This is a genomic window from Paenibacillus sp. FSL H7-689, from assembly GCF_000517905.1.
GTDB classification, from domain to species: domain Bacteria; phylum Bacillota; class Bacilli; order Paenibacillales; family Paenibacillaceae; genus Paenibacillus; species Paenibacillus amylolyticus.
The window spans coordinates 134088-147611 of sequence record NZ_ASPU01000011.1 but is presented as its reverse complement, the minus strand read 5'-3'; the positions used below and the strand labels follow the sequence as shown (position 1 = coordinate 147611).

Here is a 13524-nt window from a genome sequence, read left to right as displayed (position 1 = left end):
GAGAGATTGGGAGGTGATTGGTATGGGTCATACATTTGGTTTGTTCTCCAAATCACAGAAAGGTGTATTGTTCGCCAATATGAGAGCGAAGATTGCGGACGAAAGTTACGGCAACCCCAATAACCCTGCGTATTTACCGCAGAGTCCCAATGCACCGAGGAGTGAAACGGACCGGCATGGCGAAGAAAATAATCCTATTCTGGGTGATCCAGGTTACGGTCAGATAGGACGATGGCAGACGGTTCAATTGGATGCACTGGAAAACAGTATTGATCAAATCATTGAGCAATATCTGAAAGATAAGTCGTGGTATGCGAGTGTACGATGCCGTGAAGCACTGTGGAATATGTATCGCAGGATTGAATGGTGGGTAGAACAACAGCAGCCTCCAGATAAAACACAATATCAGCGAGTACTGCAGATGATTAAAGATTGTATTCACAAGATTCTTGAAAATGCTCAGAAGCCTGGCGGTAGTCATCATGGTGTATCATTGCCCGTCTGTCCGGCACCCTACTACCATCATTTTAGTGGGAATTACTTTAATCATTTTGATGCAACGGTATATGAGATTCCGCTCTTTTCAATGAAAAAGGACGTCCCGTTCTCGAATAAATTCCCTGATTTCTTCAGATATGTATCATCAACGGAGGATCAGGAATGGGTAGCTGTCCACTCCGTAGGCCGAAATGAACAATCTGGATCAGAGATGATCTTAAAACTGGATTTAGGGCTTCTGGAGATTGGCAACTCATCCAAAATCACATTTAACTGGCGTGTGAAGCGTTATGGACAGATCAGGTTCAAGTACCTGGCTAGTGCCAAGCGCGGTAATGGCATGCTGTTCTATATTAATGGGCAGCAAGTCGGAGGTGAATGGAGCGAGAATAGCGGATGGCAGGAAGCGGCTTTTACGTTGCAGCCAGGACAGATGTACAAGTTCGACTGGCTGATCCGCAAAATGAGACCCGAAGTATGGCAGAACAATGGCATCTATATCAAGGATGTAGAAGTCGTTGAGATTGTGGATACACGCAAGCCGCCTGCACCGAAAGATTACGATCTGGATGGTGAGGACGTATATGAGTATGGAAACTGGGTTGTAAGATCACCGCAAAGTGTGGCACAGGCCCATTTTAAAGGACAGTTCATTACGGATGATTTACGTAAGAAAACCATGACGATGGATCTGGATAACGAATGTGATGGAACGGTTTCATTTGCTTACAAGATGGGGGTGGATGAAGAGCCGTATCCCGATCATGATTATCAGTTATTTTTTGATGATAAAATGCTTGAACGCACTCAGCGCGGGGATGGAGATCATGGCAGTTATGCTACATCAGTACATGGTGTGGAGTGGAGACTGAATGGGGAATATTCAGAAACGGAGACTAACCAGGCTAAAATCGAATATGAAATTGTTGCAGGGCCGGATACGACCGTGGACTTGAGAGGTTCGCTCGAAGTAACTTGTCCTCCGCGAGAGATTGATCATTGGGAGCCGTTTCACTATGGACAAGGAATTGGAAAATATCAATGGTTAATGTCGGGAAATCCGAGATGGATCCGTAAAGAAGATATTTTACGTTTGGATGAACCAACGGAAGGGAATATGATAGCACAGACAGAGGTGATATTAGATCATGAGGGGTGGTTTGTATTCAGTTACGCGCATTTGCTTAGACCTACTGAAGCTTTTGAAGTAAAAGTTAACGGAATGTTAGTACATTATACGTCCATGCAAAGTGCCAGGGAACTAGTGCGTATTCCATTAGAGGCTGGACACAACATCATAGAGTTTCATATTCAAGATAGATTGACAGAGGAGCCATTTAAGTATCAGAAGAATCATTTGTTCACCTATGGTAATAACACGGGTAATACATACCGTACAACGTCACCGCTAGGTTCATATGTTGATGTGACACGTGGATGGGATGTAACCGATGCTGGAGCATCTACACAAACAAATGGAGATACAATTACATACAGCGCAGAGCTCAATCCTGGTGCCAAATTAAAAATTAAAGAGCACATGCGAATCTATCCTGCAATGGATTCAAATTATGACCCAGATAAAGGGACTTCAAGAGATATCGAAATATTTGGAGAGTTATTTAATAAAAAGGATGTGTATAAACCGTCTTTGAAATTTATTGGTGGTTGGAAATGGAAAGATATCAAACCTCCGCAATATAACCCTGACAATCCCCCTGATCCAATCCCGGTTGGAGATGGTGTAATGTGGGCGCAGGGACATAACCAAAATTTTATTTGTGAATTTACAGCTTCAATGAATAACTCTGGATATATATGCTGGCAGTATGGTGGCGACTTTGATACGGGGGAGAAGTTGGAACTACAAATAGATGGCATCAGCGTATGGACAGGAAGTCAATCCAACGGTGATAAAGGTACAGATTGTATGTATCCCCTCCCTGCTGGTAATCATATATTCCGCTGGATATACCAGGATGGGAAGGCATATACTCCTAGTGCGGGAAGTTCAGGAGGCTCCGGAGGCTCTGGAAATACCGGTGGAGATGGTCCAGCAAATGAGCAAATAAGAGATGTAGTCACCGATCCTTTTGGACAAAGCTGTTTTCCAGCAGGTACTCAAACTCACAAAATTCAATATGGGCAAGTCCCATATGACGGAAACTCAGCACAGTCTAGCCAGTGGGGATGGAAGAACGATGGATTAATTTATAGTGATAATGGTATGCAGGGTATTAAAGTGCTGGATGAAGGTAAGACAGTCACACGGTATTTTAAAGCTCCACCTACTGGAAGTATCTTATACAATGAGCAAATTACCGTTTATCCGGTGAAAAATAAAAAAGTTCAAGGTCTAAGAAAAATTATTCCAACTATCATTCCAAGTTCAGGAGTAAGATACCCTAAATTTTTGGGAACATCTTATTATTCTGTAAACGTTAAAGGTACAGAGCCAGGAGATAATAATTCTGATTTTGATAGTAAATACACGAAAAAAATAGAAATTTCTTTTCATTGTGAAGGAAAATTCAGACTTAACTATAAATTTATTAGTTACCTTGTAGACAAGAACCCAAGAGCTAAACTTAGAGTATATTTCTATCCTGAAGGTCAGTCAAAACAAAAAAAGCTAATCCATGAAGAGAATAACAACAGAGGATACAATAGTACCACTGTTGATTATGACAGTTTCACCGATGAATTTTGGGAAAAATCGGCAGCATCCTATCAATCTGATGTAATTAATGTACCCCGACCAGGTAGGTATACAGTAAGTATTGGAGTTACGGATACCTATCCAGATAATGATCAAAACAAGCAAAATGTCCGCTATCATGCGACTATTGGTAATTTGCAGATACATACTGAAGACCCTTACAGTAAAAATGAAAATAGTTTGATTGGGTATCCCGATTATGATTATGAAACGAAAGTACAAGCAGTAATATGGGATTTAACACTAGATATGCAAGCGGGAAGTGCCACTTATAATTTATTAAACGGAGAGCCTAGAAAATTTACAGACAGCTTTAAAACTTTAACACCTGGTCATACCTATCGAATTGAGTACACCCTTCATAAAAAAAGGGGTGAAACTACGGCTTCTGGATTGGATGCTGGTGGATTCACTCTCAGCGGAGGTAGCTTTTTAGAGACATGGGATGCTTTCTGCGGAGACGCTCAGGGATTACTGTATGGAGAAGGAGAGTCTCCACATCCAAGTGAAGACTCATGGAATCCGCCCGGACCAGTTACGACTGCGCCAGATGGTGGAAGTCATGCCTGGCTCGATGTAATTCGTTTATATAAAAATACAAGTAGAGCTTGTTCCGGAACGAAAATTGTCATCGAAACTCTTGAAGAAGGCCAAGTAATTGATACTCGACCATTCACAAATGAAGATGACCAAATCATTTCTATTGAGGTAGAAAATACATCAGATCAGAAGAAAAGTTATGAGGTTCGCATTCGATTTGAACAGAGCTGCCCGGGAGATGGAGCGATGATCTGGGGCGGATCGATGCAACTTGACGATATTAGCAAAGTTGATCCATCCTGGGCTGAGGTGACTCACTTTGAAGTTTGGAATAACAAACCGATCTGGATGGGTGGCTGCGATAACAGTAATATGCGCGTAAAAATTACACGTGAGGACGGAAAAGTGTTATGGGATGAAAAGTATTACGGGGATGGGTATCGTGGCTTCGAACTGAATGATCTGGCTCCCAAGCCATATAGCAAGTATAAGGTGGAGATTACAACAGATCAGAAGGGGCAAATCAGCGATTGGACAGGAAAACGATATCTAACCACCTTCCGGGTGCATGACTTCAAAGCCTACGAACGATGGGTGTGGGTACCTGAGCCATTTGATTGTCAACTGGATTTCTTCATTGACGATGAGCTGATCAAAACATTCACCCAAGAGGGTGGATACTATACATTTTCATATCCAGTGTCCAAAGGCAAACATGAGTTCAAATGGGTGTTCACCTCACTTCAGGAAGTGGGTACGCGTAGTTACGAATATGCTAATCTGGACTGGATGGAGCTGACCAACTGGATATGTGATGACGTCTACGTCATTCCTTACTGCGAAGGTGGTGGTGGAGACAAGTGTGTTGAAGCGCTTATTAAATGTTTGCTGGAAGTTTGGAAAGCAAGGCCCAAGATGTGTGTGATCGGTAAACGCATCTGGCTATTCACGTAAAGAAAGGAGGTTCTGTATGGGTGTTGTGAGGTTGAAAGAGTCAGGCAGGATTTATGAGGATGCGTTCGTAAGCTCCAACCTGGATTCCAAATGGGAAGTACTCCCTAACGATGCTACTCGCTATGAAGCGGGTAGTGGCAGCCTGGTGCTCAAACATGGTCAAGATCCGCTGTATATGTTCTATAAACCTTTGACAGATATGAAGCAATTCGTCATGGATGTGAAGAACAGTTACAATCCCGATACAGAGGGATGTTACGGTGGAGTTATCGTGTTTGTAGATGAACATAACTACATGGAGATTGAAGAGTTTTTGGATATGTCCTTGCCAAAGCCTTTGCTTAAGACTTACCCGTGGATACGTTTGATTCGAGATTATAACTATTATACGGCGTATTGGTCGGATGATGGGGTGATTTGGAACATCATTGGTTCTGTAGAACTGGTGGGAGCCCCTAAAATTGGTCTTTATCTGAAGGGTGAAGGGGATCACCCCATGCATATTCAGTATATTCGAATCAACAAAGGAACATCTATTACCGTAGACAATCTAACCAAAGGAACTGTGGTTGATCTAATCGATCAGAGTGGTGTTGTGCTTGAGTCTAGGGTATGCCGATCTGAAGAAACGGTTGTACATTTTAACATGGATCGATATCCATATCCGTTTGAGGGCAATTTCGGGATTAGGCTTCCGGATGGAAATCGGTTTCAGGCGATGGATTCTATAAAGGTATACAAGGGAGACCTAATGTATTTTGAGGTTACACCAGATTTATATTACAAAGAGTCGAATCCTGAAACAGGAGAAGATTTCGATGTGCTTCTTTATCCCAACACGGATAGGTTTCTAGGCTATTTAACGGCAGGTGGTTCTGCTACACAAGAAGTTCGAATGTTTGCCAAGAACCCCATGATATCAGGAGATTTTAAAAATGTAACCTTTGCGCTCACAAGCGGGACGGATAAAGTGCAGATTGCGCCTGATGTTGAAGGCATTCCTGGGTCTTTCAGCTACTCGATCACCGCGTTTACCATCTTACCAGGAGCGTCCTATCCATTCTGGCTGCGAATGGAAAGGGAAGAATCTCAAGACAGGTATGCTTCCCAAGTCAAATTTTCGCTACAGATGTATTCGACATACATATGACTTAATCGTATTGGAGTAATTACGTATAGATCATGTAAGGCATGAATGGAGGTGGTCAAATGTCAGTAAGAATTAACCAGTCTCATCGATCATCCGCCAAGAGTCATAAGGAATTAAGTGATATTGGGGTCCGTACGCATGATGAGATTGATTCCTATCTTGCAGAGTTGGATGAAGCCAGAGGGAATGCGCTTAGTCTAGGTGATCGAATCACACTCGTAGAAGAATCTGCACACGATAGCCGAGACGCAGTAAAAAATCATGAGCAGAGATTAGGCGATGTCGAGACTAAGGTTATTTCAAACAGCTCACGATTGGATGATGTTCAGCAGGATATTCTGACGGCAAGAGCAGATGTCAATACCATTTCCAAGAGTCAGGATGACCATGAGAAGAGATTGAGTCTTGCGGAGACGGAGATAAAAGAAGCACGTGGAGCAGAGGCATCCATAGTTCATCGATTTGACACGTTGGAGAAAGCGATTGAAGTTGTAGCGAAGCAACCCATTCAGGATCTCAGTGTTACCAACCCCACGTACCTAGATGCAAATAACAGTGTCCAAGTTACGATTAATGCAGGACGAGCCAGTATCAACAAGGTTATTGTGGATCAGTTTTCTCAGACATTCAGCATTTCAGACATTGAAGCCAATACGACATATTATATTTTTCTTCATGAAAATGGGCGGTACTCTTACAGTTCAGATCAAGAAGAGCCCAAGGATGCCATGATCATTGGTGGACTTGATGTTGGAGTTTCTCCAACAACTTCACTCACGGCTTTGGATTTCAGGTATTTCTTAACAAAGGGATCTGTTGAAAATGACATGTCAGCATTGGGAATTCGTGTAGATGATCTGGAAAAAACCGTTGGTGAGCAAACCACAACAATTGCTACACATCATACGGCGATCAAAGCGATGGAAGCCCAATTAGAAGCAACTGCTAAAGAAGTTGTGGTTTCAAGAGAAGACAAAAATGGAGTCGTCTATGATGCTCTCAAGGACAGACTCGACAATATGCAGAGTCGTCTTGAACTCGCTGAAAGTCGAGGCACTATGGAGCATCAATCCGTATTCCATTTCACTTCTGCTCCTAACAGCAGGTTGTCGACGACTAGAGATTTTCAAGTGCCCAGATATGTGATTGGTTCAAATTCTGCAGAGGTATTTCTGGATGGAATACGCATGGATGCAGGAGACGATTACATTGAATATAATGATACGCTTATACGGTTTACTTTTGATGTGCCCAAAGAAGCCCGAGTAACTGTCATTGGTCGTGGGTCAATTATTAACACCACTTCGGTAACCGAATATACCTATTATCCAGATGGAAAAGTGCATACGGAGAAGATTGATGGAGGGATCAACCGCACCATTGAGCACTTCTATAGCCCGGATGGAAATCTGGAACGACAGGAGGTTACTGAGAGTAACGGACAGATCAAGTCCATTGAGTATCAGCGTGACATTACGGGTAGAGTACTGCGCGAAATCAACAATGGTGCAGAGTATTATGTGCTTCAAGGAGGTGCTACCTTCGATGACACGGACATCCGGAGGAGACTTGTCTTTCTTGAAGGAAGTACACTTGAGCTGGATGTCATATATAACTACTTCTCTAATGGTGACATTGAGTCAGAAGAAGTGTTCTCATTAGAATTGACTCCACAGCTATTGAAGAAAACATCGTTTACTTACAATGCAGACGGTACCGTTAAGACTGAGACCTTGATCTATGATGGCCAAGGAGTTCAGAAGGGATTTGAATATGATGCTAGCGGTAACATCAAACAAGTAAAAATTAGAAAGGTTGTGATTTGACGTGACGAGGACCGTGCAGGATGTGAAGTTTGCACTACATACCATCATGGATAAATTAGTGGGCAATCACTTAGAGCCATTCAGTACAGAGGAAATTGAAATTCTAATCTTTGCTTTTGAAAGCAATATTCTGTTTGATAATGTGGCTCATAAGTTTCTACCTTCACTTAAAGGGCTACCTGAAATTCATGAGGCCGCTAGTGGTGTGGAGACAGAGGATGGAGCTGGGGACAAAGAGCAGTCTTATCAAGAGAATCTCATAACAGAGAGAAGTGACATGGTGAAATCAATTCTGTTAATCGTACTTAAAGAGAACATCTTTCACGAAATGAAAATCCGATTTGGTGCTTAAGGAGGTGGGATAGTTGGCTGAAAATATTTTGTTAGGTGCACTGCGTCGTTATGAGTTTTACTCGTATTGTTCAACGTTTATTAAGACCCTTTACGATACAGTAACACAGGATTTGTATGGCGATGTCCACTGGGAGTGGTCTTATAGCAACACTAATAGCTACGCACAGCCCAAATCGTGGAATACAAATCTAAATAGTATCGCTAATCAAGGGACGATAACGGCAAAAAATAATAATGATCCCAGTCTCTTTTTCACAATTTCAATGAATTCTTCTAGTTATACATACGGTAGTGATAATAGTCGTGGATCGTACTCAAAGAATTATGTTCTAAGAACAGGCTTAAGAAATAATGCATCTACAATATTACCCGATTTATATACTAATCTTGGAGCAGTCACCGAAATCCCTTTTCATACAATGGACTATAACTCTGTCTATAGTAGTGAATACAGGAGTATTAATACAGCTGTTAATGTCTATTGGAAGTGGAGTTTATTTATCAGTGAGAACTATATATTTCTCTTTGGTGAACCTCAGACAAACTTAAATCTAGCATATCCTTTCCGTATGTATCTTGGAAGAGTAAAACCATTCGAAGAAGAAGATCCTTTGATTGCTAACGATAACGTCGGTATTTTCTCTCACTTCCCCCACGGTTTAATTGACAACGACGATGAACTTAAATATCGGGCAGGACGCGGGTACATGCGTTCTTCACGTAATGGAACACCAAATGCGTTATATCACTTTGCGACGAGTTCACAAGTACCTTCACCGGGTGTAGGTGGGAGATTTTTTATTTCACCATTTTACGTTTGGCATGAAACAGAAGGTGCCAGAGGTGAGTTCCAAGGTATCAGAACTGCAGTACTTAAGGATGCCAGTAAGTATCCAGATGGATCAATCTTGGACTTGGAGGATGAAAGGTACTATGTCTTCCATGCATTTAACCAAGCCCATCCTGCTACCAATCAACAGTTTTATGCAACAAACGGTACCGCATATGCAGGTCAACCCTACTTCTTCGATTCAGCGTTACTTCTCGGTGGCGGACAACGGGTGCTGCTATTCGAGATCGAGAAGGAGGTGTAGTGCATGACCATGATTCGCAGACACGAGTTTACCAGTACGCTAAGCTTATTTACTTCAACGCTTGTTAACACATTGAAAGATGCACTCGATCCTTACTGGGATACCATACATACGGCCGAAACGACTTATGCCAACTGGGGCAATGCGCTGCTTACCAATAAAAAAAATACATCCATGCGTTTTACCATGTGTGTATGGGCGCACGCCAGAGGAGTCAACATTCGCTGGGGACTGAAGAACCTGGGAAGCAATGTGGCATCACCAGATCTATTCGTAAATTCGCCAGTGGACACAGATAAATTCATGACGGAAACGCCATTTTTGTGTCATAACGTACAGTATAATGTGAACTATAAGTGGTCTGTAATTACGAATGAGGATATCCTGTTTATCCATGGAGAGAGTCTGAACTATCCGGAAAGAGCTTACCCGGTACGAATATTCCTAGGTAAATGCCAGCCATTAGAGCAAGAGGACCCGGCGATTGCCAATAAATTTTATGGCGTTTTTCCACATATGCCTTTATCCGCTTCGGATAACAACATATCAGATCAATATGATACACCGAGAGGTGTCGTTATGACTTCACGGAATGGAACGGAGTACGCACTGTACAATTTTGGGACAGAGTCCATCCCTTCTCCAGGTGTAGGTTCAAGATACTATGTTACACCTTTTATGGTCTATCATCCATCTGAAGGAGCTAGGGGGGAATTCAAGGGTATTCGTTCTATTGTATTTAAAAACAGTGCGCAGCACCCGGACGGATCGATCCTGGATCTTGGCAATGATGGCAAGTATTACGTGTTTCATGTCGTAGATCAGGATTATCCGAATACAGACTATGGACGTTATTACCACAATTCGAACCTGGCTCCTGTGTATTCAAGACCGAAGTTCTTCCATGGTGCCAGACTGCTTGGTGGTGGACAAAGAGCGTTACTTTTCCAAATATAGGAGGTGTTTATGAGGAATGGCTAATTTCACAGGCAAAGTTAAGATGAATGAATTATTCGCGAATATTGTTCAAGGCTTTAAAATGATTGCGGGATCTCCCTGGTCCATTTTTTACGAGACAGCGAGTGTAATCGTGCTGAAATCGGTGGGCACAACGGGTTCAGATAAACTGTTTTTCAGACTTGAGGTTGGAAACACGAAGGGAACTACGGGAAATAAATTGACCGTGAGTGTGGCTGAAGATGTGATGGCAACAGATGGTAGTATTCCTTTGGGCAGAGCCGAAGTGAAAAAGGACTTCCTATGTCATACAAGTGCCGTTGATACGAATCTATTAATCGATTACCAAGTTTCAGTTCAACCAAACCGTATTATTATTTATTTGCAGGGGGATGTGAACTCGGTTACCGGTATATCCAATCTGGGTTACTTCGGAATTCTGAACAGGTATGCCACAGAGACAGATTCCTCGAGTTTGAGTGTTGGCCTCAGCTACAACGGGGATAATGGTATTCGGACGTTGCGTGATAAAGATAAACAGATGGTGAATAACATTTATGATGCTTACTCTGCCATGCTTCCTGTTAATCCAGGGTGGGGGTCTCTTTATCATCTTGGTCCGGTTATTATGTGTAATGGTGTGGAAGGTCCTAGGGGAGAGCTTATTGATATCTATGCGGTACCTTCTGCTGGGGTTTCCCATGGAGATGAGATCAAAGTGGGCACTAAAACATATAAGGTATACTCGCTGTCGATTGGTGGACAGAGCTTTTTATCAGGCGCTACGGTTGCTGTCCTGATGAATTAAGGTGGTGATGGACATGGCTATACATCAAGGGAAAGTTGTAGGGACCGCCGAGAGCGGTTCTCTCTATACCCAGAGTAAGGCGGCAGTTCTCCATGGCATTGGATACGATCTTGATGCTGTTCCGGTCACCATTGAAGGTAAGGAAATAGTCTATTCATTAGGAACGTTATCCACTACGGCTGAATTAATTGACATCTACCGTTGGGGTACATGGAGGATGCTGGACAACCATAATGATCAATTGATTGGATACGTTACGGATAAGTATATTTATGGGCCACGAACCAGAGTGGGAGTTCCTAATGAAAAAAATATGATACTCAAGCATAAATTTTTGACCCAGTCCAGTGGAGTAGGTTTAATTCGTGATACCATAAGAGGCCTCAAAGTGAAACAAAATTATGCGGGGCTCGATTGGTGCATTAAGGTCAAAATTCCTGTCCAGCAAGCGGGGTTAATGGGGAAAACGTGGGGGGATTGGTCTTACAGCGGAAGTGGTAACACATCTGGCAATCATCTTCGTCCACGACGGTATCCGGATACGCATATTCCTAGAAGGAGGGAAGACTCTTGAACAGGACATGGAAACTGATGGAGGAGATGAGAAAAGTGCTATTGCCGGTATCGTTTGCCCAAAGAGTAGAGTATGTTGGCGGTGGGGCGAAGGCAATGATTGATATTCCCATGGAACATCCTCGATTCATGATCAAAACGATTAGGGTCATTCCGTCTAGAGAGACAAATGTGGAACTTCATGTATTGAACAGTGCGGGTCCGCATCCAGAGGTTCTCTATTTCAACAATTCCCAATACTCGACGGGGAATTTTATGGAAGGGATTTACGATATGATCGATTTGCCATATGAGGACGTAGATGGGACTTCAACACTTCACTTGTCGTTAAAAAATCTGGGTACAGATGTGGCCAACTTCGATATTGAGGTCGTTGGTTTGACTACAAGGTGAGAGGAGGACCACCACATGGATATTGTTTCATACAGCAAAGCTGCCAAAGTAGAACGTGAAGTTAAACAAGCCAGGGATTCTTATGCCTCACTTGATGGCAGACTGGACGCAGTGTCAGTAGGGAACGTGGTCTCGGTCAGACTCAAAACAGAACTTCCAACCGTAGGTGAAGCAGGAAGATTGTATTTGGTCCGCCAAGACTCAAGCAATCAAAATGAATCAACGACCTATACATACAGCGGTGGGAAATATGTAAAGGTGGGTGGTGATCGAGTTTCGAACCATCCTGAGAATGGAGTGATTAATCTTAATGGTACCAAAACGGTGATCTATAGCCATCCTGATACACACAGTGCTGATATGTTAACAGATGGAATTCATAACGTTATCATGACTCTGGACGAACGCGAAAAATTGTCCAACATCGAGCGTGAGGCCAATCATTACACACATCCTGACACACACAGTGCCGATATGATCAGCGATGGAGAAACCCATGTGAGCATGACTTGGGGTGAACGAAAACGCCTGAATGTCATTGATCCGTGGGAATCGATCAGCGATTTGGTAGATTATACGGATGTGGTTACATATTTTGCTTTTGACAATCAGGGAAGAGTTATTCGACAAGTCGTTACAGACAACTACACCGAGCAGCTTGTTAGAGAACCTGTACTTACCATGCCGGCTTCTCCAGAAGGTTATGCACAGGATGATTCCTTCTTAGTCATTTCGATTGGTGAGATATATCGATATGACGGTCTGGACTTCGTGCAACTTCCTACTTTGGTTGATGTCATCTATCAGTATGATGATGAGGGAAGATTGGTGGCCAAGTCCATCACCAGGTTGGGAACAACACCTGTTCAAACTAACTTCCAATATATATATGACTCATACGGCAATCGTATAGCGGTTAAGAAATACTAATACGGAAGGATAGCATATGCTGTCCTTTTTTTTCTTTTAACAACGAAATAGTTTGTGTATCCCGCATCTGCATGAAGATTAGCATTAACGATTAACTGATCAAGGCGTATAGAGAAAGTAGTATGAAAACGTAATTATTCCGGGAGGTAGTGTACGATGAATATTGAACTTACTGCTCATTTCTATTTCAAGGGAAGTGGGAAGAAAAAAACAGTGAACTGGATGGAAGATAATCCAAGGTTACAACAGAAAGAGAAAGATTCGGATAAGGTCGTACGCGAAATCCCGTTAACTGGGAATGAGGTTAAGCAAGAATATCGCCGACTTTTCACCAAACACAAGAACGAGGGGAAATCGATTACGTTGGAAGATACAGACGATGTGGTTCATATCATTGATCTTACCGATGTGCGAAATATTGAATTGACCTCTAAGGAGGGGAATACAGATGCTGTACAGGCTGACCTTTGCACTGAATGATGAGGAAATTGTCACTACCGAGATGACCTCGGATAAGGAGGATCTGGTTGGAGCAACGGAAGAAGCGTTCGATTTGATCGAAAAAGACTACGGTGCCAATGTCGTTTTGAACCTGGTTGCGTTTAGCCTACTCAAAATAGAGCTCACCAATGAAATGATAAATTAAGCGTATGAGCTAACTAATGTTAGCTTTTCAGCACCAAGTGTTGATTTATTTGAATAATTATAAAATATAGTTAATAAAGTGA

Annotated in this window: 12 protein-coding genes; all 12 read left to right on the top strand. The window is 42.5% G+C overall.

The annotated features are described in order from the left end of the window. Positions 1 to 22: 22 nt before the first annotated feature. The 12 genes from C170_RS07185 (at position 23) to C170_RS07130 (ending at position 13442) form a co-directional block, all read left to right on the top strand. Entirely contained in the window at positions 23 to 4711 is a 4689-nt protein-coding gene (locus C170_RS07185; RefSeq protein WP_036607785.1) for a hypothetical protein, read from the top strand. 16 nt (positions 4712 to 4727) lie between these two features. Continuing rightward, positions 4728 to 5861 carry a hypothetical protein gene (locus C170_RS07180; RefSeq protein WP_051447054.1) on the top strand — a complete coding sequence of 378 codons (1134 nt, stop codon included), beginning with the start codon at positions 4728 to 4730 and terminating at the stop codon, positions 5859 to 5861. 59 nt (positions 5862 to 5920) lie between these two features. Then, positions 5921 to 7687, top strand: a complete 1767-nt coding sequence (locus C170_RS07175; RefSeq protein WP_036607782.1) for a hypothetical protein — start codon at positions 5921 to 5923, stop codon at positions 7685 to 7687. A 1-nt stretch (position 7688) separates the two neighbouring features. Next, positions 7689 to 8039: a hypothetical protein gene (locus tag C170_RS07170; protein WP_036607780.1), complete on the top strand. Its 351-nt coding sequence runs from the start codon at positions 7689 to 7691 to the stop codon at positions 8037 to 8039. 13 nt (positions 8040 to 8052) lie between these two features. Then, on the top strand, positions 8053 to 9135 hold the full coding sequence (locus C170_RS07165) for a hypothetical protein (protein ID WP_036607777.1): 1083 nt from the start codon (positions 8053 to 8055) through the stop codon (positions 9133 to 9135). Positions 9136 to 9138: 3 nt separating this feature from the next. After that, a complete protein-coding gene (locus C170_RS07160; protein WP_036607775.1) occupies positions 9139 to 10092 on the top strand; it encodes a hypothetical protein in 954 nt (317 codons plus the stop codon). Positions 10093 to 10108: 16 nt separating this feature from the next. Continuing rightward, positions 10109 to 10900, top strand: a complete 792-nt coding sequence (locus C170_RS07155) for a hypothetical protein (protein ID WP_036607773.1) — start codon at positions 10109 to 10111, stop codon at positions 10898 to 10900. Positions 10901 to 10913: 13 nt separating this feature from the next. Continuing rightward, on the top strand, positions 10914 to 11474 hold the full coding sequence (locus C170_RS07150) for a hypothetical protein (RefSeq protein ID WP_036607771.1): 561 nt from the start codon (positions 10914 to 10916) through the stop codon (positions 11472 to 11474). Further along, positions 11471 to 11866: a hypothetical protein gene (locus C170_RS07145; RefSeq protein WP_036607769.1), complete on the top strand. Its 396-nt coding sequence runs from the start codon at positions 11471 to 11473 to the stop codon at positions 11864 to 11866. The genes C170_RS07150 and C170_RS07145 overlap by 4 nt, the downstream gene beginning before the upstream one ends. Before the next feature lie 15 nt (positions 11867 to 11881). Continuing rightward, complete coding sequence (locus C170_RS07140; RefSeq protein WP_036607767.1) at positions 11882 to 12796, top strand: hypothetical protein; 915 nt, start codon at positions 11882 to 11884, stop codon at positions 12794 to 12796. A gap of 156 nt (positions 12797 to 12952) precedes the next feature. Continuing rightward, positions 12953 to 13276, top strand: coding sequence for a hypothetical protein (locus tag C170_RS07135; protein ID WP_036607763.1), 324 nt, complete (start codon positions 12953 to 12955; stop codon positions 13274 to 13276). Further along, on the top strand, positions 13245 to 13442 hold the full coding sequence (locus C170_RS07130) for a hypothetical protein (protein ID WP_036607761.1): 198 nt from the start codon (positions 13245 to 13247) through the stop codon (positions 13440 to 13442). The genes C170_RS07135 and C170_RS07130 overlap by 32 nt, the downstream gene beginning before the upstream one ends. Positions 13443 to 13524: the final 82 nt, after the last annotated feature.